The organism is Flavobacterium psychroterrae (assembly GCF_018380615.1).
Classification (GTDB): domain Bacteria; phylum Bacteroidota; class Bacteroidia; order Flavobacteriales; family Flavobacteriaceae; genus Flavobacterium; species Flavobacterium psychroterrae.
The window spans coordinates 1-23,797 of sequence record NZ_JAGYVZ010000028.1 but is presented as its reverse complement, the minus strand read 5'-3'; the positions used below and the strand labels follow the sequence as shown (position 1 = coordinate 23,797).

The following is a 23,797-nucleotide window of genomic DNA, read 5'->3' as shown; positions in this document are numbered from 1 at the left end:
AGGATTAAAATAATTTCTAATCACGGTGTATTTCTTCTCTAAAAATTCTACGGATTTAATTAGTGAAAATCAATAAAATTCAGTGCATTTTTTTTTAATCTGCTAGAATCTTTTTAATCTGTAGAAAAAAATATCGCAAATAATTAGTAGGAATTTGTGCAGTTCGTGGCAAAAAAAACATAAAGATAAAAAATCATTTTAATCCGTGTAATCTGTGGCAAAAGCAATAATTATTGAAAATTTGTGAAATTCGTGGCAAACGTTTTTTTAAATTTGACAAAAAGAATTTTAAATGAGCATAAACTTAAAAAGCCTTATCCCGGTTCTTGATGCTAAATGGATTGGGTCTGATACTACTATTTTAGTAGATCATATTTCAATCGACAGCCGTTCATTACAAAACGGATCTGAAACTTTGTTTATTGCCCTGTCAGGTGTTAATAATGATGCTCATTTGTATATTAAGGAGTTGATTGAAAAAGGCGTTCAGAATTTTGTTGTTCAATATGTTCCTGAAAATTGTGCCGGAAAAGCGAATTTTCTAGTAGTTAAAAACACATTGAATGCTTTGCAGGAATTGGCAGGTTATTATAGAAATCTTTTCAATTTCCCTATTATCGGATTGACCGGAAGTAATGGTAAAACGATAGTAAAGGAATGGCTTAATTTTTTATTGAGCCCGGATTATAATATTGTCAGAAGTCCTAAAAGTTACAATTCGCAAGTTGGAGTTCCGTTATCCGTAATTTCAATTAACGAGAAACACAATTTAGGTATTTTTGAAGCCGGAATTTCAACGGTTAATGAAATGATTAAAATCGAAAAAATCATCAAACCTACAATTGGAGTTTTAACCAATATAGGTTCTGCACATGATGAAGGTTTTGAAAATTTACAGCAAAAAATCAATGAGAAATTATTATTATTTAAAGATTCTAAAGTAATAATTTATCAAAAGAATTCGCTTGTAGATCAATGTCTGGATTCGTTTCGTGCTAAATATCCATTAAATGACAGAAATCTTTTTTCATGGAGTTTTACCGATATTACTTCGGATGTTTTTATTCTGAAAAAGGAAAATAAAACCGATTCAACACATATTAAATACCAATATAAAGAAGAAGTTTTTAATCTGGAAATTCCGTTTAGTGATTCGGCATCTATAGAAAATGCCATTTCATGTTTGTTGGTTTTGCTTTATTTTAAATACGATTCTGAAACCATTCAAAACCGCGTTCAAAATTTATATCCGGTTCAAATGCGTCTTGAAGTTAAAAACGGAATCAACAACTGCAGTATTATCGATGATAGTTACAGTTCTGATTTTGAATCGCTTAAAATTGCTTTGGATTTTCAGGAAAGTCAAAAAAAGAAAAACGCTTCAAAAACGATTATTTTATCAGATATCGTTCAAAGCGGATTCTCTAAGGAAGAATTGTATGCTAAAGTAGCTCAGTTAATTGCAGATAATGAAATAAATCGTGTAATAGGAATTGGCTCTGTGATTTCCTCTTTTGCAGCAAAATTCCCAAACTCTATCACATTTCAAAATACAGCCGAATTTATCGCTCAAATCGAAAGCTTAAATTTCGAAAATGAAACTATTTTGATAAAAGGAGCAAGATCATTTCAGTTCGAGGAAATCGTTTCTTTATTAGAAGAAAAAACACATGAAACCATTCTTGAAATCAACCTGAATTCAATAAGTCATAACCTGAATTATTATAAGTCGAAATTAGCCGGCAATGTTAAGCTGATGGTTATGGTAAAAGCATTTGGTTATGGAAACGGAGGTTTAGAAATTGCAAAATTACTCGAACATCATAAAGTAGATTATTTAGGAGTGGCTTTTGCCGATGAAGGAATCTCGCTTAAAAACGGCGGAATAAAATTGCCAATAATGGTTTTAAATCCGGAATCGACAAGTTTTCCGTCAATCATTCAATACAATCTGGAACCTGAAATTTACAGCGTAAAAGGTTTAAAAGCTTTTCTGAAAATTGCAAAGGAGAAAAATTTAAAAGATTTTCCAATTCATATAAAATTAGATACAGGAATGCATCGCTTGGGTTTTGAAGCAAATACACTTGACGAATTAATTGAAACTTTAAAAGGAAATTCAACCGTAAAAGTAAAAAGTGTTTTATCGCATCTGGCAACAAGTGACGAAATGAAACATTATGATTTTGTGATTTCTCAGATTAATTTATTCGAAAAATTATCATCAAAATTAATTTCGGCATTAAATATTGACCCAATTCGTCATATTCTGAATACATCAGGAATTAGCAATTTTCCTGATGCACAATATAATATGGTGCGTTTAGGAATTGGTTTATACGGAGTTTCAAATGATCCGGCAGAACAGAAATATCTGGAAAACGTAGGAACATTAAAATCAATTATTTCTCAGGTTCGTACCATTCCTGCCGGAGACAGCGTAGGTTACGGACGTAGGTTCATGGCAGAAAAAGAAACTAAAATTGCCACAATTCCAATAGGTTACGCCGATGGGATTTCAAGATTGTGGGGAAATCAGGTTGGATATATAGTCATTAAAAATCAAAAAGCATACATTTTAGGAAGCGTTTGCATGGATATGCTAATGGTTGATGTAAGTCATATTGATTGTAAAGAAGGAGATTCGGTTATCATTTTTGGAGAAAACCCAACTGTTATTGAGATGGCTTTGGCACTAAAAACAATTCCGTATGAAATAATGACCAGTATTTCGCAACGCGTAAAAAGAGTCTTTTTCAGATAGATTTTTGAAACTTTGCAGAAAATTCCGTATTTTCGATGATCAATTAATTATAAACTAAAATAAACAATTATGGGGATGTTTTCAGAATTTAAGGAATTTGCAATGAAAGGCAACGTAGTCGATTTGGCTGTCGGTGTAATCATTGGAGCAGCTTTTGGTAAAATTGTGAGCTCATTAATTGAAAATGTAATTACACCATTAATATTGAAACCGGCATTAGACGCAGCACATTTATCTACGATCGAAGAGCTGACGGCTTTTGGAGGTGTCAAGTACGGTTTGTTTATTTCGGCAGTAATTAACTTTCTAATTGTTGCTTTTGTTTTATTTTTAATCATTAAAGGAATAAACCATGCTAAAAAGAAAGAGGTTCCGCCACCACCTGCACCAGTAGGACCAACTCAAGAAGAGCTTCTTATTCAAATTAGAGATCTATTAAAAAATAAACAATAATAAAAATATACCGCTACACTAAGTCTAACTTAACCGTTCCTTTAATTGGGACGGTTTTTTTTTATCAAGGCTAAATCAGTACAAAGCTTTACGAACTTTACTTTTTATAAAAGCTAACTGTAAAATAACTTAGTGTTCTCTGTGGTAATTTTTTTTTCTCACTATAGGTTTTAGAATTGACCCCTGTTTTTTCATTTTGTTTGATTTATAACATTTTGTTATTTTTTGTGAAGGGTCTTGTTTTGATTTTTATTATGTATACTTTTGCAGAGTAAATAAGATTAATTCATACTAAAAATATAAAAATGAGAATAGCCGTTGTAGGTGCCACTGGTATGGTTGGCGAAATAATGCTTAAAGTTTTAGCAGAAAGAAACTTTCCTGTTACTGAGTTAATTCCTGTTGCTTCTGAAAAATCAATAGGAAAAGAAATTGAATATAAAGGTCAAAAATATAAAGTTGTAGGATTGCAAACGGCTGTTGATATGAAAGCAGATATTGCTCTTTTTTCTGCCGGAGGAGATACTTCACTAGAATGGGCACCAAAATTTGCTGCTGCCGGAACAACTGTTATTGATAATTCTTCGGCTTGGAGAATGGACCCGACAAAAAAATTAATTGTTCCTGAAATCAATGCAGATACTTTAACAAGTGCTGATAAAATTATAGCAAATCCTAACTGCTCAACGATTCAAATGGTGCTGACTTTGGCTCCATTGCACAAAAAATACAACATAAAAAGAATCATTGTTTCTACATACCAATCCATCACAGGAACTGGTGTAAAAGCGGTGAGACAATTAGAAAATGAATACGCAGGAGTTCAGGGAGAAATGGCATATAAATATCCAATTCATAGAAACGCGATTCCACATTGTGATAGTTTTGAAGAAAACGGATACACTAAAGAAGAAATGAAATTAGTTCGTGAAACTCAAAAAATTCTTGGTGACAATACCATCAGAGTTACAGCAACTGCAGTTCGTGTTCCCGTTGTGGGCGGACATAGCGAAGCAGTAAATGTTGAGTTTACAAATGATTTTGATGTAAATGAAGTTCGTCAAATTTTGCACAATACTGATGGAGTAGTGGTACAGGATAATTTAGATACTTTTACTTACCCGATGCCATTATATGCAGAAGGTAAAAATGATGTTTTTGTTGGAAGAATTCGTCGTGACGAAAGCCAGGAAAATACATTAAACATGTGGATTGTTGCTGATAATTTAAGAAAAGGTGCTGCAACAAACACCATTCAAATTGCTGAATATTTAATTCAGGCAGGTTTGGTATAATTAGAGATTAAAGAAAATTGTTATAAAGAGAAAGCCGTAATTGCAGTAATGTAATTGCGGTTTTTTTGTGGTAATAAATTAATTTCGAAAATAAAAAATCCTATTTTAGCTTTATAAATAAAAAACTCATGAACTTCGATAATTATAAAATAATCCCAAACTACAAAACGAATGAAACCGATTTATTCGTTGCGGACAATGCAGAAATTCTAGCTTGCGAAAAAACCTTAAATATTATTTTTGATCAGGATTATAAAGAATATGTTTTAAAATACGGAAGCGGAATACTTGGTGGGACTTATGTACGCATATTTCTTCCTGAAACAATAATTCTGACTCTTCAGGAATGGAAAGAGCGTATAGCCGAATATTGGTTTTGGGACGAAGGAAAAGATGTTCTCACAAAAGAGGAAGTTTTAAACTCAATCAGAATTGGAGATACTTTCGACGGAGATGAAATAATACTTCTTAAAAATGAATATTTTATTTTGCCTAGAAATAGCGAAATGATTTATAAAACAGGAAATACACTTGAAGAAACTATAACGTGGTTGTGTTCATCAGGAATTTTAACCGAAGCATTTTCTGAAAGAGAATTTGAGCCTTTTGATCCTTCAGATCTCGAATAAAGGCAAATAAAAATTCCAAATTCCAATAGAATATTTGATACTATTGGAATTTGGAATTTTAAAATATTGTAATTATTTTTTTAATATTCAGGTGCTAATTCTAATTCTAATCCTTCTAACTCGGTAGTAATTGGAATCTGACAGCCTAAACGACTATTTGATTTAACATAAAATGCTTCCGACAGCATGGCTTCTTCTTCATCTCCCATTTCAGGTAATGCAACATCATTAAGAACATAACACTGGCAAGAAGCACACATGGCCATTCCGCCACAGGTTCCTTCAACAGGTAGTTCGTATGCTTTGCATAACTCCATTATATTCATCGCCATATCAGTTGGAGCTTGTAACTCGTGTATAACTCCTTCTCGATCTTTAATCTTTATTAATACGTCCATTTTAATTATTGGAATTTTAATGGTGAGGATTTTATAACATGAAAAAATCCTTAATTTTATTAGCTATTTTTTATAGTAAAAGCGTATTCTTTCTTGTTTCCTTCTTTAAGACGCATTTTTAAACCAAGAGTATTTCCGTTTTTCTCTAATATAGTTACTAAAGCAATTACAGAATAATAATCTTTATCTGATTGAAAAATTAGAGTGCCTTCATAAGTTGAATTCATTACTCCTTGTTTATCTGTTGTAACAGATACTTTTCTTGGATTTGTAAATTGAGCAGCACTGTAAGTTGCTTTATTTGCAAATTTAGCTTTCCCATCGCATAAATCATAAAGGAAATCATAATTGCCAATTCTTAAACTTCCCTCTGCTTCATTTGCATTGGTTGAAAATACGATTTGACCTGCATGTTGAAAATCAGACCATTCTTCAGACTCGTTTACCCAGGATTTATCAACCACTAGAGTTTGGGTAGTTTGTTGTGCATAATTTACAGAAACGCAAAGTAGCAATAAAAATAGAGCGTAATAATTCTTCATAGATTTAAGATTAAGTTAAGTGACAAATTTAAGTTAATTATGTAACAATTACTTAACTATAACTCTTAAAACTTTACGTTATTTTTTGATAAATCCGCAATAACCAGCATTTTTGTTCCTGCTTTATTGTTAATTCCGAAATTAAACTACTCAAAGAAATATTATTCCTGTTAATTGGCAAAAACTAAAAAGCAGAAAAAATATCGTTTTGTTACATGATATTTACTACGGTTTCAATTTGCGGAGCGTATTTTTTTATTGTTGTTTCAACCCCTGCTTTTAGAGTCATCTGGTTTACACTACAGCTAATACACGCTCCTTCAAGACGAACTTTGACATGTTTGTCATCGTCTATAGAAATTAGTGTAATATCTCCACCGTCAGAATTTAAAAAAGGTCTGATTTCTTCCAGAGCCAATAATACATTGTTTGTTAATTCTTCTGTTGTCATAATATTTAATGTGTCAATTAAAGAATTAGATAATTAGAAAATGTGTGAATTAGAAAATTTTAAATTCTCAAAAGCCGGCATTATCTAATTATCTAATTATCTCAATTATGTAATTATTTTTTTACTGCTGAACAACCTGCCATAGTTGTAATTTTAATGGCTTCTGTTGCAGGCAAATTATCGTTTCTGTTTACGGTTTCCTGAACAACGTTTCGGGTTATTTCTTCAAAAACAGCCTCGATTGCTGAAGCAGTCTGCATCGCTGCCGGACGACCAAAGTCACCAGCTTCACGAATTGATTGTACAATAGGAACTTCTCCTAAAAACGGAACATTTAAGTCTTCGGCAAGGTTTTTAGCACCTTCTTGTCCAAAGATATAGTATTTATTATCAGGTAATTCTTCTGGAGTAAAGTACGCCATATTTTCTATAATTCCCAAAACAGGAACATTGATGTTGTCCTGCATAAACATAGCAACTCCTTTTTTAGCATCGGCAAGAGCCACAGCCTGAGGTGTACTTACAACAACAGCTCCGGTAATTGGTAATGATTGCATGATCGATAGGTGAATATCTCCAGTTCCCGGAGGTAAATCAATTAGCATAAAATCTAATTCACCCCAATCTGCATCAAAAATCATTTGGTTCAACGCTTTTGCAGCCATTGGACCTCTCCAGATTACAGCCTGACTAGGTGCGGTGAAAAAACCAATAGAAAGTATTTTAATATCATAACTTTCAACCGGTTTCATTTTTGATTTTCCATCGACGGTAATCGAAATTGGTTTTTCGTTTTCAACATCAAACATAATAGGCATTGAAGGCCCGTAAATATCTGCATCAAGAACACCAACATTAAAACCCATTTTTGCAAGCGTTACGGCAAGATTTGCAGTAACCGTAGATTTTCCAACTCCACCTTTACCAGAAGCAACGGCAATAATATTTTTGATCCCGGGAATCGCCTTTCCTTTTATTTCGTTTGGATTTTCTTTGGCTTCAACCTTAATGTTTACTTTTATTTTTGCATCTGGCGATACCAATTCAAGAATTGTTTTTTTGATATCATCTTCGGCTCTTTTTTTAATGTGCATTGCAGGTGTGTGCAAAAGTAAATCGACAACAACTTCATCACCAAAAGTAATTACATTGGCAACGGCACCACTTTCAACCATATTTTTTCCTTCGCCAGCTATAGTAATTGTCTCTAGAGCTTTAAGAATTTCTTTTCTATCTAATTTCATTTTAATCTACTGTTTTCTATTGAAAGAAACCAAATTAAGCATTGTGTTTATTTAAACTGATTTCAGACTGCAAAGATAACAGATTATGTTCGGATTCAAACCCTTTTAAATTGTATTTATTGATATGGGAATTGGTCAAAATGATTCTGATGGGCTGGTTTTACTTTCAGATTCTAAAATCACAATCACAATTTTATTTCTGATTATACTTTAAAAACTTATTTGGAGTTAAATTATACGAATTTTAATATAAATTTTAAAATAGCATACCCAAAATATCAATAATCTTGGCTATATTTGAGTACCCAAATCAAATGATTTCTAATGTTTTGAAAAATACGTGAAAGCTTGTTTTTGGGTGAATTATGGGTTTTCGGTATTTTTTAGAACAAACTTATTTCTAAAATTTAAATCTGAAAGATATGCGAAATTTCACTTCTTTATCTGTAATAATTGCTATTAGTTTTTTGATGTTTTCTTTTGAATCTTCTTCTAAAGAAATTAAAATAAAAAATAATATAACAGAATCTGAGAACATTTTTACTTCTAAAATAGATGTCTCTAAAGTTACGGTTGATGTAAAATCAATTGATGAATTTTATAAAAAATATCCTAAACTAAAAAAATACCAGAACGACGTTTTAGATCTTTATAAAAAAAAGGAATACAATTCGATTTGGTACGATGATAAACGGGTTAGCGAATTTGGATCACTTTTATATCATAAAGTACGCTTAATCAATGATCAGGGTGTTAAGGCAACTATGCCTTATATGGATTTAGTCGATGATGTTTTTAATGAAAATGTATCTGTCGATCTGCCTCAAATTGACACAGAACTTCTATTGTCTAATATGTATGTGTTTTATGCGAGCAACGTTTATTCTGGCGTTGATGCCGCAACCTTAAAAAAAATTGGCTGGTTTTTACCTGCCAAAACTATTTCGTATGATAAAATATTAGATTCCCTAATGGTGGATCCGGACCGATTAAATAAAGACGAAAATCTTTTATACGGACAATATTATAAACTCAAATCAATGCTGAAAAAATATCGAACTATTGAGAAAAATAATCAATGGAAAAAGATAGATATTGATGCAAATTATAAAGAACTAAAACCTTTTGATAGTGGCGTTGCCGTAAAACAAATTAGAGAAAGATTGTTTATTGATGGAGATCTCGCACAAGACTCTAAAAATAATATCTATGACGAGGAGATGATGGCTGGAATTTTAAAGTATAAAAACAGATATGGTCTGAAGCTCAATTATACTTTAACAAAAGAACACATCGACCAGATGAATGAGCCAATAAGCAATCGAATTAAAACGATAATGCTAAACATGGAACGTTGCAGATGGATACCAACTCAACTGACACAAGCAAGTGAATATGTGATGGTGAATATCCCATCATTTAAACTGGCGTATGTTAAAAATGGGAAATATGAACTTGTATCTGATGTTTTTGTAGGCACCAGAATGACCGAAACGGTAATTTTTAGCGGTAATATAGACCGAATTGTTTTTAGCCCGTATTGGTATGTTCCGCAGAGTATCATCAAAAACGAGCTTAAACTGAAAATGGCAGAAGATAAAAATTATCTCGCAGATCACGATATGGAATGGAACGGAGGAAATGTCAGACAAAAACCGGGACCTAAAAACTCTTTAGGTTTAGTTAAATTTATTTTTCCTAATCCCAATGATATCTACTTGCATGATACACCGGCAAAAAGTTTGTTTGATTTTGAACAGCGTATTTTTAGCCATGGCTGTATTAATGTAAAAGAAGCAAAAGGCTTGGCTCTTGCTATTTTAAAAGACAATCCGGATTGGTCAACAGATAAAATAGATCAGGCGATGAGCGGAGAAAAAGAAACGACCTGCATGCTGAAAAATAAAATTCCAATCTATATTGGCTATTTTACAGCCTGGGTAAATGAAAACGGAGAAATTGGTTTTTATCTTGATGTATATGACAGAGATCCGCAATTAGATAAATTACTTTATTCAGATTCAGTAGTTGTGAAATAAAGACATCTTGAATTAAAACAGACAGGTTTTTAAAATCTGTTGGGTTTGGTATTTTAAAATATTAAATAAAATAAACCCGCCAAATAAATTAATCTGGCGGGTTTACTAAAAAAATGGTCTACAAGCTTATTCGTATTTTAAATATTTTAGAATGTCTATTTTGGTTACCTGATAGGCTTTTGCCAAAACTATTATTAAGGTTAAAACCAATAAAGAAACAAGCGCAATACCAAAAGGTATAACAGAAACATTGATTCTAAAGGCAAAATCTTCCAGCCATTTCTGCAATAAAATGTATGCAGGAATAATACCAATTACAAATCCTATTAAGCAAAAACCAACATATTGTTTTGATAATTCTTTAAGTAAAATATCCGTTTCTGCGCCCAATGTTTTTCTGATCGCGATTTCTTTTAATCTTCTTTCCATTGAGAAGGATGCTAAAGCGAATAATCCAAAAACTGCAATAATAATGACTACAAGATTCAGGATAAAAAATAAATCTTTCTGTTTTACCTGTTCTTCATAAGTTTTGGCAAATCCCTTGTTTACAAATTCATAATCAAAAGGATAATCAGGATTTATGTTTTTCTCCCAATAGGTTTTTAATTTTGCCAAAGTTTCAGTTAGATTGTTAGGTGAAACTTTTATATAAACGTTCTCAAAATTATTCCATTTTAAAGTTTTCATACTTATAAAGATCATTGGAGGAACTTCGTTTTGAAGTCCTGTAATGTGAAAGTCTTTTACAACTCCAACGATTTTAAATTTCATAATTCCTTTTTCATTTCCCCACCCAGAGGTTAGTACGGTGTTTATGGGGTTTTTGAGTCCTATCTTTTTAGCAAGAGTTTCGTTTACTAGCCAGTTATCGATGGTGTCCGAAGCATATTTTGGAGATAAGTCACGGCCTTTAACAATCTTAATTTTCATCATATCCAGAAAGCCATAATCCATTTCGATATTTCTGGGCTGCACAAAAACGCCATTGTATGTAAGACCTGAGCTCGAAGTGCTGCCGTTTCCAAATGAACCAGCAAATGTAGATACATTTTGAACGCCCGAAAATTTAAGAATCTCCTGTTTTGCAGTCAGGTATTTTTTACCTTTTTTAGATTGATCACTATATCTAAACGGAACGCGAATTACCTGATCTCCGCTAAAACCAAGATCTTTATTCATCATATAAGAAACCTGAGAGTTTACGATTAAAGCACCAATGATAAAAAAAGCGGCAATACCAAATTGAAAAATTAACATAGAATTTCTAATCCAGATACCGCTTTTGCTTCTTGAGAAATTGCCTTTTAAAACTTTTAAGGTTTCGAAATTTGAGATATAAATAGCCGGAAAAATACCTGCAAAAATGATTACTAATCCAAATATAAAAATGAGCTGCAGGTAAAACTCACCACCATTCATCGTTAAAGATTTCTTTAGGAAGTTATTGTAGTAAGGCAAAGAAAGTTCTACTATTGCCAAAGCAAATAAAATAGCAAGAACAACAATAATAGCAGTTTCAAATATAAACTGAGCGATGATTTGCTTTTTACTAGCGCCAACAATTTTGCGAACGCCTACTTCTTTGGCACGTTTTATTGCCGAAGCAGTTGCGAGATTAATATAGTTTACTAAAGACAAAATAAGAATCAAAACAGACAAGCCTACCATAATATAAAGCAGTTGTAAATCACCCCTTCCTTCAGGGAAATTTGCGCCATTAGGAGATTTTGTGCCATGTAAACGTGCTGTAGCTATTTGGTCCATAATAACTATAATGTTGCCATTTTCTTTGATAAATTGTTCTGGTGTTACTCCTTCCTTTTTAGCTTCCTTTACAATTCTATTGACAAAATTCACGTGTTGCATCTTTTTTAAAACCGTCTCCTTATTGACCCCTTTTTTTGTTTTAATCATTAAGGTGTAACTGAAGTTGCCCCATTGTTTAATGTCTTCCTCGCTGATCAAACCTCCAAAAACATACTCAGGTTCTACAGAAGAAGGTCTCATGTTTTTATAAACCGATTTTACGACATAAGGTTTATTGTCCTTTGTAATAATTTTACCAATCGGATCTTCGTTTTTAAAAATTAATTTTGCAGTTTCATCAGAAATAGCAACACTGTTTTTTTCTTTTAAGATGTCTTTTTTGGCTCCTTTTAGAATTGGGAACGGAAAAGAATCAAAAAAGTCGAAATCTGCGACTATGATTTTTTTGCCAATCCATTTTTGATTTTTATGTTTTATTACATCTTCACTGTACCATCCAGTGTAAAAAGTAATAGATTCAATTTCAGGAATAGTTGCTTTGCAGGTTAAGCCAAAAGGTACAGGACTTGAGTTCCATATTTCGGCATTGTCTCCAAATTTATTTAAAATCTGATAAACGTTTTCTTTTTCAGGATTCCATTGATCGTACGAGTTTTCGTTATTCCAATATAAAATGGCGAAAATCACGCCCGCAATTCCTATGCTTAATCCCAGAACATTTAAAAACGAAAACAATTTGTTTTGCTTTAAATGATAGATGAATATTTTAAACCAGTTAAAAATCATGTTGTATATTTTTAGTTATTATGGTTGCTTTTTAGTTTTAGATAATTGCCAATATTTTGCAAACAAATCCTGCCAGGATTAAAATTGCTGTTACAATAAATTTTATCATTTTTGAATTATTTAGCGTCCATAAAAACATCAACATTTCTCTGATTTAATCTTTCAGAAAATATAACACCATCTTTCATATGAATCGTTCTTTGCGAAAACGAAGCGTCATAATCAGAATGTGTAACCATCAAAATAGTAGCTCCTTTAGCATGTAAATCAGTTAAAAGTTCCATTACTTCATTACCATTTTTACTATCTAAATTCCCCGTAGGTTCATCAGCAAGAATAATTTTAGGATCATTTACTAATGCTCTTGCAACCGCAACTCTTTGTTGTTGTCCGCCTGAAAGCTGTTGCGGATAATGTTTCAAACGATGTGAGATGTTAAGTTTCTCGGCAAGTGCTTCGATTTTCTGTTTCCTGTCCGATGCTTTTACATTATTATAAAGCAAAGGCAATTCGATATTATCATAAACCGAAAGCTCATCGATTAAGTTAAAATTCTGGAATATAAAACCAATGTTTTCTTTACGAACAATCGCTCTTCCTTTCTCCTTTAAAACAATCATTTCCTGATCTAGTAATTTATAACTTCCGCCATCGGCACTGTCCAAAAGACCAATAATATTCAACAAAGTCGATTTCCCGCAACCCGAAGGTCCCATAATTGTCAGGAAATCACCTTTTTTAATTTCTAAAGAAATCCCGCTTAAAGCTGAAGTTTCTACTTCTTCGGTTCTAAAAACTTTGGTTAAATTTTGAATTGTTATCATAGTTTTAAAATGTTTAGTTTATTATTGATTGTATTTTTTGATTGATGATTGAAACTTTTATTTTTTGCCACGAATTACACGAATTTTCACGAATTGAATTTTTAATTTTCACGCTCCTCAAATAAAAAATTAGTGAAAATTCGTGTAATTCGTGGCGAACTTTTCAAACTGTAAAGTGCGACTGCGACTGAAAACGGTTACTGATAACTAATTGCCAATTCCTCAACATCCTTATAATCAGAATAAGAAGAAATAATCACAGATTCGCCTTTTTTTAAACCTTCAAGAACTTCATAATATGATGGGTTTTCACGTCCTAATTTTATATTTCTTCTTTCAGCTTTATTTCCCTTTACAACAAAGATCCATTTTCCTGCTGTTTCCTGATTAAAACTTCCTTTTTGAATGACAAGAGTTTTGTTTTTCTCCGATAAAATCAGTTTCACACCAAAGCTAAGTCCGTCTTGCAAGACAATGTTTTCCTTAGATACAAAAGCCAATTCTACTATAAAATGCCCGCTTTTAACTTCCGGAATTACTTTTGTAACTAAAACTTCAAGATTTTTTCCTTGAAATTCAACCTGACCTTTTAAGCCTTCTCTAACTTTTTCCAGATAAAATTCATCCACTTCGGCAGTAAGTTTATAACCTTGTTTAGAATCTATTTTCCCGATGCTTTCTCCCGCCTGAAAAGTTTTTCCTAAAATAGGTTGAAATGAAGTTAAACGTCCGGATTCCGGAGCTGTAATCAGGAAATTCTTTTTGTTGTTTCTTAAAATATCCAAACTTTTTTCCATAGTTTGAATCGAACGATTAATTTGAAAAATCTGAAGTTGATTTGTTTGTTTTTCCTTCTGAATACTTTGCTGAATCGTTCTTTTGCGTTCTTCTTGAAAACGTAAACTTTCCTTAAACGTATTCCAGTCATTTTTAGAAATTACCTCTTTCTCAAATAATCTCGCGTTCATATCGTACAATCTTTTGGCATCATTATAATCATGTTCGATCAAAACCAAATCCTTGTTCAGACTTAATTCCTGATTTCTAATATTTAGTTTTCCAGTATTCAAATTATTAATTTGTTCAATAATTGCCGTTTCCTGAGTCAGGTAATTAAGTTCAGTATTCGGGTTATACAAACGTGCTAAAGATTGACCTTTTGTAACCATTGCTCCATTTTCTACAAAAATTTCTTTTACAGATCCACCTTCAGTAACATTTACAAGAATTACATTCAAAGGTTCAACTTTTGCCTGAAAAACAACAAAATCCTCAAAAAAGGCTTTTTCAATTTTTTGAATACTTAGTTCATCTCCTTTTACATTTAAACTTCTTTTAGTGTTAAACGAGAAAAAAACGATTGCTGCCAAAACTAAAAAAACTCCAATTGTTATTGTGAGATATCTAAATTTTCTATTTTTACGAGGAATTACTTTGTCCATTTCTTTAATAATTTACTGATAATCAATAGGTAAATATTGTGCCATAAAAAGTATTATTTGTAAAGGGTTGATTTTAAAGAAGCTTTAAAAACTGTTCAAAAAGAACTGTTCGATAATGAACAGTTGACCGTTCGATATCGAACAAAAAAATAAAACATGCGAAGAAAACAAGCCCAAATATTAATCGTTGACGATCAGGAAGAGATTCTTTTTTCGGCAAAAATGATTCTCAAAAAACATTTTGAAACCATTTTTACGGCAAATAGTCCTAAAAAAATTATTTCTATTTTAAATGAAAATGAAATAAATGTGGTTTTGTTAGACATGAATTATAGAATTGGTTTTGAAGATGGGCGGGAAGGAATTCATTGGCTGAAAGAAATAAAAACACTTTCACCGCAAACGGTTGTGATTTTAATGACCGCTTTTGGTAAAATTGATACCGCAGTTGAAGGAATAAAAATTGGTGCTTTTGATTATGTTTTAAAACCCTGGAACAACGAAAAATTACTGGAAACAATTGATAAGGCTGTCGCCGAAAGCAGAAAGAATAGCAAAAAAGTTGTAACCGAAAAAATAGAAAATAGTTATTTTGTTGGAAGTTCCCTTAAAATAAAACAAGCCTATTTAATGGCTGAAAAAGTAGCTAAAACAGATGCTAATGTTTTGATTCTGGGCGAAAACGGAACCGGTAAATATGTTTTTGCAGAGTTTATATATCAAAATTCAGCACGTAAAGAACAACCTTTTGTTCATGTTGATTTGGGTTCGTTAAGTGATAATTTATTCGAAAGCGAACTTTTTGGTTATGCCAAAGGTGCTTTTACAGATGCCAAAACAGATACATCCGGAAGATTTGAAATGGCACAAAACGGAACCATTTTTCTGGACGAAATTGGGAATATTCCACTTCATTTACAATCGAAATTGTTACATGTTTTGCAAACTAAAACAGTTACGCGTTTGGGCGAAAGTAAAGCAAGACCTTTAAATGTTCGTATTATTGCGGCAACAAATAGCGATATAAAAGCTGAGGTTAAAAACAAAACGTTCCGTGAAGATTTATTGTACAGAATAAATACAATGGAAATTCATTTGCCATCATTACGCGAACGAAAAGATGATATTGTACCAATGGCGCATTTTATTCTGGAAAAAATTGCCGAAAAATACAATCAGGAAAATTGGCATTTTGAAGATAATGTCGCACCGTATTTAGAAAAATATCCGTGGAAAGGAAACATTCGTGAACTCGAAAATAAAATTGAGCGCGCTTTAATTTTATCCGATAATAATACAATTTCTGTAACCAATTTAGATATTCTGGATTTTGAAGATATTCAGGAAAACGATGAAAATCCTTTATCGGAAATGGAAAAAAATGCCATCGAAAAAGCATTATTTAAACATAATGGAAACATTAGCAAAACAGCTGAGGAATTAGGATTGTCGAGAGCTGCTTTGTACAGAAGAATCGAGAAATACGATTTAAAAAATTAAAAAATAAGTTTTGCCACTCCCGATAGCTATCGGGATAAAAGATTAAAATGATTTAAAAAAAATAGTCTCTCGCAGATTTTGCAGATCTCGCAGATAAAATGGATTTTAATTAATCCGCCAAATCTGCATAATCTGCGAGAGAACTCACCAAGTAAAGAATCATTTTAATTCTTTTAATCTGTGGCAATAAAAGAAATAATTTGCCCAAAATTACAAGATCAAATAGATTTACTTTAATCTAATTTTATCTGCTTAAATCTTTTTAAAATCTGCGGGAAACAAATTTTAAGAATCATTAATCATTTTAATCTGTGGCAATAAAAAAATAAAATAATGAAAAATTGGAAATTCTATAATGCCTTATTTATAAGGGTTCTGTTTGTCATGCTGCTCTTTTTATTTTGCATTATTCTGATATATAAAACGTTTTATTACAATGCTATTTTAGTTGGTTTATTTGCAATTGTAATGTTGATTGAAATGTATTTATTTTTTAGAAACCAACTTTTATTTTATGATAAAACGTTACTTTCGATTTTACAAAATGACTTTTCAACCAATTTTCCGGAAGAACATAAAAAAGAAAATTTTAAAACCTTATATCTTTTATACAACAAATTAAAAGTTCAGCAACAAGAACAAACTTCAAAAGAACTTATTTATCAATCCATTCTAAATAATATTGATACAGGAACTTTAATTCTTGAAAAGGAAAATGAGGATTGGAAGATTTTTTTAATGAACGATTGTTTTTCAAAGTTGTTCAAAGTCCCAAAAGTAAGTCATTGGAATTACCTTAAAAATTATTTACCATCACTTTGCGATGAAATTGAGAATGTTGGATTTGCCGAATTAAAATCGGCGATTTCGATAAAGATTGAAGAGCAGGATTTGCAGACTTTTATGTTGCAGACATCTTATACAAAAACGTATGACAAAGAATATTTTATCATTTTATTAGATAGTATTCAGCGCGTTATTGAGAAAAAAGAAAAAGAAGCGTGGATTAATTTGATGAAAATTATTTCGCATGAATTAATGAATTCGTTAACTCCAATTCGTGCGCTTTCGCAGAATTTACTTCAGATTGTCGATCAGGAACAATTAGAAGAAGATGATTTTGAGGACATAAAAAGCAGTATTTCGACCATAATAAATAGGAGCGACCATTTACAGGTTTTTGTAGAAAACTACCGAAAATTAGCCATGTTGCCAACGCCAACTAAAAAAATGACACCAATAAATGCACTTTTTGAAGACTGCATGCGAATCATGAGTCCAATTTTAAAAGCAGAAAATATCGAATTAATAAACGAAATTAATAGTTCAAGATCTATTTTGATTGACAAAAACCAAATGGAACAAGTGATTATTAACTTAATTACAAATAGTATTTATGCCTTAAAAGAAAAGGCTGAAAAGAAAATGTTCTTATCCAGTTATACCGAAAATAATCGCTTTTTTATCACCATTTCAGACAACGGAAAAGGAATCGATCAGGAGATTAGAGATAAAGTATTTTTGCCCTTTTTCACTACCAGAAAAGACGGCGCCGGAATTGGATTAACGCTTTCTAAAAACATCATCGAAGCACACGGCGGTTATTTAAGCTACCAAACCGATGAAGATAAAACGAGCTTTGTAATTTGCCTGATTTAATTTTTTTGAAACATATAAGTGATATAATTTCATATCAAGCATTGCGCATAAATTTCTCGCAAAGTTCGCAAAGTTATTTTTTTATTAATCGCGCAAAGTCGCAGAGTCGCAAAGAAAAACTTAAAAAACTTAGCGACTTTGCGCGATTAAATGACAAAGTAAATCAAGACAATATTTTAAATGAACTTATATAACTTATATGGTAAAAAAAAAATTAAAGTTCAATTTCCGGTGTCCAAAAATGTTTGTCTAAATCTATAATTTGATTGTTTTCTATCACAATCCCTTCGCTTTCCAGAAGTTGCTGCATTAAATTCGTTCCGTCAAAATGGTGTTTTCCGGTCAAAAGACCTTTTCTGTTTACAACTCTGTGGGCGGGAACATCTTCCATATTATGACAGGCATTCATTGCCCAACCCACCATTCGTGCAGATCGGGCCGTTCCTAGAGCTTTCGCAATTGCGCCATATGAAGTTACTTTTCCGTACGGAATTTGTCTGGCGATCGCATAAACACGTTCAAAAAAATTATCTTCAGCCATAGAATTGATTTTTTTTGCCACAGATTTCACGGATTAAAATGATTCCTTAAAATTGGTTTCACGCAGATTTTACAGATTAAAATTAAAATAAAATCTTTTAGATCTGCGAAATCTGCGAGAAGCTTAAAGACAAAAGAAAAATCTTTTTAATCTGTGGCATAATATTTACCCAAAGTAGTAATTCAGAATATTAAAAAGAGTTGCAATAGCAATTAAACCCGTAATACTTCCTATAATTGTATTCATATTTCGCATGATGTAATCGGTTTTCTTTTCAATTCTTCCAAAGAAACCAATATAACTGTACAAAGCAGCAAATGAACCCAAAACAGATCCAAATACAAAAGTGAAAATAATATTGTTTTCGAATGCAAAAAGATGATAAGAAGCAAGCGTAACGCTCACAACAACATAATACGGAATAGGGAAAAAGTTCAAACCAGAAAGTAGCATTCCTAAAAAGAAACGGCTTTTTTTACTGCTCTTTTTAATCTTCGATTTTTTGGCTTTTGGTTCTTTAGCGATAAACAAAAAATAAATCGTTAAAATCGAAAAAATAGCAAAACCAACTTCACGTAATAAAGTGACAACATCAGGACGATTATCAATTACTTGTGCGAATAAAACCGCTAAAGAAACCTGAAAAAAGATTACTACAACAGCACCGGCAACAAACCAAAGAGCGTTCTTTTTTCCCTCTTTTAGATTCACTTTCGCAGCTGTCATATTGATTAAACCAGGCGGAATAATCCCAATGAAAGCGGCAATAAAACCTGAAAGTAATGGGGTAAGTAATGCCATTCAGTTATTTAATGGGTTTGAAAATCGTTCTTAAAACAAATTAGTCTTTAATTTTAAAGCGAATATACGTAATTGCCTTGTTAATCTCTAAATATTGTTTCTCGTAAAAAGTCTGAAAAGCAGTAACTTCCTCAGGACTTCCTTCGTTTGTATACACATTATGGTTGGCGTATAAAACCTCGTGTCCTTCACCATGAAGTAATCCAAGAGTGTAACCGTGCATGAATTCACTATCGGTTTTAAGGTTTACTACGCCGTCTTTTTTAAGGATTTTTTTATACAATTTCAAAAACTCAGAGTTTGTCATTCTGTGCTTTGTTCTTTTATATTTAATTTGCGGATCCGGAAAAGTAATCCAGATTTCATCCACTTCATTTTCATTAAAAATATGGTCGATCAATTCGATTTGAGTACGAATAAAAGCAACATTATGAAGTCCGTTTTCAACAGCGGTTTTAGCACCTCTCCAGAAACGAGCACCTTTAATATCAATACCAATAAAATTTTTGTCAGGGTATCTTTCTGCTAATCCAACAGAATATTCACCTTTTCCACATCCTAATTCTAAAACTAATGGATTATCGTTTTTAAAGAAATCAGAGTTCCATTTACCTTTTAAAGGCATTAAATCGCCTACAACTTCTTCTCTGGTTGGTTGAAAAACGTTTTCAAATGTTTCGTTTTCTCTGAATCTTTTTAGTTTATTTTTACTTCCCACTTTTACAAAAATTTTCAGCAAAATTAAGGAATATAAACGAATGAAAATAGCGCAATTGGGTTTTAAAGTTTTTTGCCACGAATTTTAATGATGGATGTTCTTTTTTGCCACGAATTACACTAATTTTCGCGAATTCATTTTTGTATGCATTGTGGACAAAATATCGAAATTCCTGGCTGTTTTTTTTGCCACAGATTTCACAGATTAAAATGATTTTTTAATTAAAATTGTCTAATTAGTGTAGTCCCTACAGGACAAACTTACAGTCGTTTTTTTACCAATATTTAATCTCTACGAGATATACTCCGTTAGGAGTTAAATATTGGTAGAAAATAATAGTTACCACGCCAGAGGTGTCCCGTAGGGACTACACATTCATATTTACGATTAATCAAAAAAATTAGTGAAAATTTGTGTAATTCGTGGCAAACTTTTTTACCCGTAATGCGGCTCAGTTATTGTTTTTAATTTTGGATCAAGAGTTTCATCGTGTTGTGATAAATCCAGTCCAATATGTTCATTTTCTTCAGAAACACGAAGCGGAATAATAAAGTTCGTTACTTTAAACAAGAAATAAGCTCCGAAGAAAGTAAATATCGAAACCAAAACCAGCGCCATCATGTGGTGTGCAAATACATTCCATCCACCGTGTAATAAACTTGCATCTTCACCATGAGCAAAGATTGCTGTCAGGATCATTCCCATAATTCCACCAACGCCGTGACAGGCAAAAACGTCGAGCGTATCATCAAATCTTTTAGAGAAACGACAATTGACAACCGAGTTAGAAACCAAAGCAGTAACAAAGCCGAAAAACATACTTTCAGGAACCGATACAAATCCCGCAGCTGGTGTTATGGCAACCAAACCTACAACAGCCCCGATACAAGCACCAAGAGCCGAAACTTTTCTTCCGTTCATTCGGTCAAAGAAAACCCAGGTTAACATTGCAGCGGCAGATGATGTTGTTGTTGTAGCAAAAGCCATTGCAGCAGTTCCGTTGGCAGCAAGGGCCGAACCCGCGTTGAAACCAAACCATCCAAACCATAACATTCCAGTTCCTAATAATACAAACGGAATATTAGTTGGGATATGATCGCTGTTTTTTCTTTTTCCTAAAACCAGAACTCCTGCCAACGCTGCAAATCCAGAACTCATATGTACTACAGTTCCTCCGGCAAAATCTTTCACGCCAAAATAACTTCCTAAAACTCCCGTAGGATACCAAACCGAATGGCACAAAGGCGCATAAATAAAAATGGTAAACAAGCTTATAAAAAGTAAATACGATATAAAGCGAACGCGTTCTGCAAATGAACCTGTAATAATTGCCGGAGCAATAATTGCAAATTTCATTTGGAACAAAGCAAATAACATAAACGGAATCGTACTGGCTAATTTTTTATGAGGCAAAACCCCTACATAATCCATAAAGGCAAAAGTTGTTGGATTGCCAAAGAAACTATAAAAGTGTTCCCCTGAACCAAATCCGACAGGATCACCAAAAGCCAGACTAAAACCAACCACAACCCATAAAAGCGTTACAACACCTAAACAAATAAAACTTTGCAGCATCGTAGATATAACATTTTTTCTGCCCACCATTCCTCCGTAGAAAAATGATAATCCGGGAGTCATAATTAAAACAAGACAACAAGAAGTTAACATCCATGCAACATCCGCAGGAACAATATGATCTATTGTCCCAAATTCTGATAATACATAACTATTTGTGGTAACCGTAGGCCAAAATGCACCGGTGACACAAACAATACTTATAATAATAAAGGAAATGACCCAGCGTTTTTCTATTTTCATTTTTCAGATACTTTATTGAACCCTATTTTTTTTGGGGTCAAAGTTAAAAAAAAATAAAGATTTTGATTTTCAGGGCTGGTAAAATAGAGGCTATGCTTTTATTTTAGTCAATTTTGTAAAATTCAATCTCTTTTTTTGAGACTATCTTATTTTGAACTTCTAAAACAGGAGTAAAATTGTCGATTGTATTATAATTAATTTGATAACTCATGCTGTAAAACGCTAGAAAAGTTAGGATTATAAAAACAAAGTTCAAAATTGTTTATTTTTTCTGAAGCTTCGAAATCAAAACATCTTCAATTGGAGCTTTTAATTTTGTAACAGCGTCCACCTCGTCATTAGGTATTGTCATTGATAAAACATAATGCTGAATTTTCCATTCCTTCCCAACTTTCAGCAAAACACCAGAACCACGACAAATTTTCATTTGTGTATTGAGCAATTCATCAAACCACGCAATTTTTCCGGATTTATCAAAAAAAATATGGCGTTCAAGAGCCGTAAAATTCCAGGTTTTTCCTTTATCAAAAAATGGTTTTGCCCAAACTTTAAAGTCTTTTTTATTCCAGTTTTCGGTTGCATCAGTTCCTATAAAAATTCCATCTTCGGCAATTAAATCAAAATAGGCGTCAAATTTCACATCGCCGGCAGCCTTATGCCACATATCGAGAGTTTGATTTACTTTGTCTTTTTCAGATTTTTGTGCGTTGGCAAAAGTAGCAACGAATAATAATAGTAGAATTGATTTTTTCATGAGAGGTTTTCTTTTGGATTTAAAGTTAGCAAAAAATCTTTTGAAAGGAGCAAAGGGATATACGTACATAGGCTCAAAGGTGCAGAGTTTTTTATTGAGATTCGTTTTAATCGCGCAAAGACGCAGAGTCGCAAAGTTTTTTCCCTTGCCGATTTTAAAACTTAGCGCCTTTGCGCGAAATTCTCAAAGCAAAAATTTAAAAAACTTAAAATTTAAGTTAAGCCAAGTCTCAAAGAAAATAAAACTTTGCGCCTCTGCGCCTTTGCGAGATTATTACAAAGCAAAACTTAAATTATCTTATATCACTTATATGGTGGAAAACTTTACAAAAACCAGTATATTTGAGGGCTCTAAATAAATACATCATGAATCCAAAAATACTCATAAGTTCACTAATTGTTACCTCCTTACTATTTGTTTCTTGCAAGAAAGAACTAGAACCGCAGGAAAGCACACCAACATCTGAATTGGTAAAATTAGGATTAGCAAAAGACACCACAAAAACGCAATCTGTAGTTCAGGTTCCGGCTGGAAATCCTAATACTGTAATGGGAGCAACGCAAGGCATAAATCCTGCGCATGGACAACCCGGACATCGTTGTGATATTGCAGTTGGCGCGCCTTTAAATTCCGCTCCAACACAACAAGCACAAACAACAACTCAAACTGCGCAGCCAGTACAAGTAAATACAGGTCAGCAACAAGTTGTAACTACTACAGTTGCAGCGCCCGTAAAAGTCGCGAAAGGAATGAATCCATCGCACGGCCAACCCGGACACAGATGTGATATTCCCGTTGGAGCACCTTTAAATTCTGCGGCACCAACACAACCTGTTGCCACTACAAATACAGCGCAAAGCGGCACCACAACTCAAAACTTCACCGTAACGCCACCCGCAAACAATGCAGTTCCGGCTTTATTAAGCACCGAAGTCGCAACCGCAGACGGAATGAATCCTGCACACGGAAAACCCGGACATCGCTGTGATATTGCAGTTGGAGCTCCGTTGCCGAAATCATAAAATAAACAAGCCCTATATAATTTAGTAAATAATAATCTGGGCGTGCCACCAATAAAAAAAGGGGCTGACTATGCAATCGCTTAGTCGCCCCTTTTTTTATTGCTGTCGGGCTATACGCGCTACTTCGGTAGCCAGCTTCTATCCCTCACGCAAAAAAAACATCGATTGTGTTATACAATAGTTATGCGAAAAATATGTAACATATAGAATCATAGTTAATATAACCCGTTGGGTGAAATTAAATTATTTGATTTTTAATATTATTAATTGGTCTGTCAAATATAAATTTGTTAATATATTGAACCAATGTAAGTGCTGCTATTTTTGCTAATATTCTTGTTTTAAAA

The 23,797-nt window shown here is 32.7% G+C and carries 21 protein-coding genes and 1 pseudogene; 9 read left to right on the top strand and 13 right to left on the bottom strand.

Annotation, left to right across the window (positions count from 1 at the left end; genetic code table 11):
• Positions 1-292: 292 nt before the first annotated feature.
• The 4 genes from KHA90_RS21435 (at position 293) to KHA90_RS21420 (ending at position 5,141) form a co-directional block, all read left to right on the top strand.
• Positions 293-2,764 carry a bifunctional UDP-N-acetylmuramoyl-tripeptide:D-alanyl-D-alanine ligase/alanine racemase gene (locus KHA90_RS21435; RefSeq protein ID WP_213306369.1) on the top strand — a complete coding sequence of 824 codons (2,472 nt, stop codon included), beginning with the start codon at positions 293-295 and terminating at the stop codon, positions 2,762-2,764.
• Between the two features lie 69 nt (positions 2,765-2,833).
• Entirely contained in the window at positions 2,834-3,217 is a 384-nt protein-coding gene (gene mscL, locus KHA90_RS21430; RefSeq protein WP_213306366.1) for a large conductance mechanosensitive channel protein MscL, read from the top strand.
• A 305-nt stretch (positions 3,218-3,522) separates the two neighbouring features.
• A complete protein-coding gene (locus KHA90_RS21425) occupies positions 3,523-4,512 on the top strand; it encodes an aspartate-semialdehyde dehydrogenase (RefSeq protein ID WP_213306363.1) in 990 nt (329 codons plus the stop codon).
• 128 nt (positions 4,513-4,640) lie between these two features.
• On the top strand, positions 4,641-5,141 hold the full coding sequence (locus tag KHA90_RS21420) for an SMI1/KNR4 family protein (RefSeq protein ID WP_213306355.1): 501 nt from the start codon (positions 4,641-4,643) through the stop codon (positions 5,139-5,141).
• A gap of 80 nt (positions 5,142-5,221) precedes the next feature.
• Here KHA90_RS21420 and KHA90_RS21415 read toward each other — a convergent pair whose 3' ends face one another.
• The 4 genes from KHA90_RS21415 to KHA90_RS21400 form a co-directional block, all read right to left on the bottom strand.
• Positions 5,222-5,539 (bottom strand): 2Fe-2S iron-sulfur cluster-binding family protein, encoded by a 318-nt coding sequence (locus tag KHA90_RS21415; RefSeq protein ID WP_026982672.1) that lies wholly within the window; start codon positions 5,537-5,539, stop codon positions 5,222-5,224.
• 59 nt (positions 5,540-5,598) lie between these two features.
• Positions 5,599-6,081: a hypothetical protein gene (locus KHA90_RS21410; protein ID WP_213306353.1), complete on the bottom strand. Its 483-nt coding sequence runs from the start codon at positions 6,079-6,081 to the stop codon at positions 5,599-5,601.
• 211 nt (positions 6,082-6,292) lie between these two features.
• Positions 6,293-6,532, bottom strand: a complete 240-nt coding sequence (locus KHA90_RS21405) for a NifU family protein (RefSeq protein ID WP_213306350.1) — start codon at positions 6,530-6,532, stop codon at positions 6,293-6,295.
• A 113-nt stretch (positions 6,533-6,645) separates the two neighbouring features.
• On the bottom strand, positions 6,646-7,776 hold the full coding sequence (locus KHA90_RS21400; protein WP_213306347.1) for an Mrp/NBP35 family ATP-binding protein: 1,131 nt from the start codon (positions 7,774-7,776) through the stop codon (positions 6,646-6,648).
• Between the two features lie 422 nt (positions 7,777-8,198).
• Here KHA90_RS21400 and KHA90_RS21395 point away from each other — a divergent pair, with 422 nt between their 5' ends.
• The gene (locus KHA90_RS21395) at positions 8,199-9,815 is read left to right on the top strand and encodes a L,D-transpeptidase family protein (protein ID WP_213306345.1); all 1,617 of its coding nucleotides are present in this window, start codon (positions 8,199-8,201) and stop codon (positions 9,813-9,815) included.
• 126 nt (positions 9,816-9,941) lie between these two features.
• Here the strand turns inward: KHA90_RS21395 and KHA90_RS21390 are convergent, their stop codons facing one another.
• The 3 genes from KHA90_RS21390 to KHA90_RS21380 all read right to left on the bottom strand — a co-directional run bounded on the left by KHA90_RS21390 (position 9,942) and on the right by KHA90_RS21380 (position 14,637).
• Complete coding sequence (locus KHA90_RS21390; RefSeq protein ID WP_213306342.1) at positions 9,942-12,371, bottom strand: ABC transporter permease; 2,430 nt, start codon at positions 12,369-12,371, stop codon at positions 9,942-9,944.
• Between the two features lie 116 nt (positions 12,372-12,487).
• Entirely contained in the window at positions 12,488-13,195 is a 708-nt protein-coding gene (locus KHA90_RS21385) for an ABC transporter ATP-binding protein (RefSeq protein WP_213306339.1), read from the bottom strand.
• Positions 13,196-13,392: 197 nt separating this feature from the next.
• On the bottom strand, positions 13,393-14,637 hold the full coding sequence (locus KHA90_RS21380; protein WP_213306336.1) for an efflux RND transporter periplasmic adaptor subunit: 1,245 nt from the start codon (positions 14,635-14,637) through the stop codon (positions 13,393-13,395).
• Positions 14,638-14,793: 156 nt separating this feature from the next.
• Between KHA90_RS21380 and KHA90_RS21375 the strand changes: the two genes are divergently transcribed.
• Together KHA90_RS21375 and KHA90_RS21370 are read left to right on the top strand one after the other, a co-directional pair.
• Positions 14,794-16,137 (top strand): sigma-54-dependent transcriptional regulator, encoded by a 1,344-nt coding sequence (locus tag KHA90_RS21375; protein ID WP_213306333.1) that lies wholly within the window; start codon positions 14,794-14,796, stop codon positions 16,135-16,137.
• Between the two features lie 333 nt (positions 16,138-16,470).
• Positions 16,471-17,796 (top strand): sensor histidine kinase, encoded by a 1,326-nt coding sequence (locus tag KHA90_RS21370; protein WP_213306330.1) that lies wholly within the window; start codon positions 16,471-16,473, stop codon positions 17,794-17,796.
• 214 nt (positions 17,797-18,010) lie between these two features.
• Here the strand turns inward: KHA90_RS21370 and KHA90_RS21365 are convergent, their stop codons facing one another.
• From KHA90_RS21365 to KHA90_RS21345, 5 genes are all read right to left on the bottom strand, one after another.
• A complete protein-coding gene (locus KHA90_RS21365) occupies positions 18,011-18,337 on the bottom strand; it encodes an MGMT family protein (RefSeq protein ID WP_213306327.1) in 327 nt (108 codons plus the stop codon).
• Positions 18,338-18,502: 165 nt separating this feature from the next.
• Positions 18,503-19,138: a LysE family transporter gene (locus KHA90_RS21360; protein ID WP_213306325.1), complete on the bottom strand. Its 636-nt coding sequence runs from the start codon at positions 19,136-19,138 to the stop codon at positions 18,503-18,505.
• A 40-nt stretch (positions 19,139-19,178) separates the two neighbouring features.
• Positions 19,179-19,856, bottom strand: a complete 678-nt coding sequence (gene trmB / locus KHA90_RS21355; protein ID WP_213306424.1) for a tRNA (guanosine(46)-N7)-methyltransferase TrmB — start codon at positions 19,854-19,856, stop codon at positions 19,179-19,181.
• A gap of 435 nt (positions 19,857-20,291) precedes the next feature.
• A complete protein-coding gene (locus tag KHA90_RS21350; protein WP_213306322.1) occupies positions 20,292-21,674 on the bottom strand; it encodes an ammonium transporter in 1,383 nt (460 codons plus the stop codon).
• 262 nt (positions 21,675-21,936) lie between these two features.
• Positions 21,937-22,428: a nuclear transport factor 2 family protein gene (locus KHA90_RS21345; RefSeq protein ID WP_213306320.1), complete on the bottom strand. Its 492-nt coding sequence runs from the start codon at positions 22,426-22,428 to the stop codon at positions 21,937-21,939.
• On the opposite strand from KHA90_RS21345, the gene KHA90_RS21340 reads away from it, so the two are divergent.
• Together KHA90_RS21340 and KHA90_RS21335 are read left to right on the top strand one after the other, a co-directional pair.
• On the top strand, positions 22,427-22,786 hold the full coding sequence (locus KHA90_RS21340) for a hypothetical protein (protein WP_213306318.1): 360 nt from the start codon (positions 22,427-22,429) through the stop codon (positions 22,784-22,786). The two genes, KHA90_RS21345 and KHA90_RS21340, sit on opposite strands and share 2 nt — an antisense overlap.
• A gap of 7 nt (positions 22,787-22,793) precedes the next feature.
• Positions 22,794-23,450, top strand: a complete 657-nt coding sequence (locus tag KHA90_RS21335; protein WP_213306315.1) for a hypothetical protein — start codon at positions 22,794-22,796, stop codon at positions 23,448-23,450.
• 238 nt (positions 23,451-23,688) lie between these two features.
• Here KHA90_RS21335 and KHA90_RS21330 read toward each other — a convergent pair.
• Positions 23,689-23,797 (bottom strand): annotated as a pseudogene (locus KHA90_RS21330) (IS982 family transposase); the annotation flags it as partial.

Excerpts from the sequence above, each read along its gene's own strand:
- KHA90_RS21385 (WP_213306339.1), bottom strand. The coding sequence starts at position 13,195 with ATGATAACAATTCAAAATTTAACCAAAGTTTTTAGAACCGAAGAAGTA.
- KHA90_RS21435 (WP_213306369.1), top strand. The coding sequence starts at position 293 with ATGAGCATAAACTTAAAAAGCCTTATCCCGGTTCTTGATGCTAAATGG.
- KHA90_RS21335 (WP_213306315.1), top strand. The coding sequence starts at position 22,794 with ATGAATCCAAAAATACTCATAAGTTCACTAATTGTTACCTCCTTACTA.
- KHA90_RS21350 (WP_213306322.1), bottom strand. The coding sequence starts at position 21,674 with ATGAAAATAGAAAAACGCTGGGTCATTTCCTTTATTATTATAAGTATT.
- KHA90_RS21410 (WP_213306353.1), bottom strand. The coding sequence starts at position 6,081 with ATGAAGAATTATTACGCTCTATTTTTATTGCTACTTTGCGTTTCTGTA.
- KHA90_RS21420 (WP_213306355.1), top strand. The coding sequence starts at position 4,641 with ATGAACTTCGATAATTATAAAATAATCCCAAACTACAAAACGAATGAA.
- KHA90_RS21340 (WP_213306318.1), top strand. The coding sequence starts at position 22,427 with ATGAGAGGTTTTCTTTTGGATTTAAAGTTAGCAAAAAATCTTTTGAAA.
- KHA90_RS21390 (WP_213306342.1), bottom strand. The coding sequence starts at position 12,371 with ATGATTTTTAACTGGTTTAAAATATTCATCTATCATTTAAAGCAAAAC.
- KHA90_RS21425 (WP_213306363.1), top strand. The coding sequence starts at position 3,523 with ATGAGAATAGCCGTTGTAGGTGCCACTGGTATGGTTGGCGAAATAATG.
- KHA90_RS21365 (WP_213306327.1), bottom strand. The coding sequence starts at position 18,337 with ATGGCTGAAGATAATTTTTTTGAACGTGTTTATGCGATCGCCAGACAA.
- KHA90_RS21415 (WP_026982672.1), bottom strand. The coding sequence starts at position 5,539 with ATGGACGTATTAATAAAGATTAAAGATCGAGAAGGAGTTATACACGAG.
- KHA90_RS21395 (WP_213306345.1), top strand. The coding sequence starts at position 8,199 with ATGCGAAATTTCACTTCTTTATCTGTAATAATTGCTATTAGTTTTTTG.
- KHA90_RS21360 (WP_213306325.1), bottom strand. The coding sequence starts at position 19,138 with ATGGCATTACTTACCCCATTACTTTCAGGTTTTATTGCCGCTTTCATT.
- KHA90_RS21405 (WP_213306350.1), bottom strand. The coding sequence starts at position 6,532 with ATGACAACAGAAGAATTAACAAACAATGTATTATTGGCTCTGGAAGAA.
- mscL (WP_213306366.1), top strand. The coding sequence starts at position 2,834 with ATGGGGATGTTTTCAGAATTTAAGGAATTTGCAATGAAAGGCAACGTA.
- KHA90_RS21400 (WP_213306347.1), bottom strand. The coding sequence starts at position 7,776 with ATGAAATTAGATAGAAAAGAAATTCTTAAAGCTCTAGAGACAATTACT.
- KHA90_RS21345 (WP_213306320.1), bottom strand. The coding sequence starts at position 22,428 with ATGAAAAAATCAATTCTACTATTATTATTCGTTGCTACTTTTGCCAAC.
- KHA90_RS21370 (WP_213306330.1), top strand. The coding sequence starts at position 16,471 with ATGAAAAATTGGAAATTCTATAATGCCTTATTTATAAGGGTTCTGTTT.
- KHA90_RS21375 (WP_213306333.1), top strand. The coding sequence starts at position 14,794 with ATGCGAAGAAAACAAGCCCAAATATTAATCGTTGACGATCAGGAAGAG.
- KHA90_RS21380 (WP_213306336.1), bottom strand. The coding sequence starts at position 14,637 with ATGGACAAAGTAATTCCTCGTAAAAATAGAAAATTTAGATATCTCACA.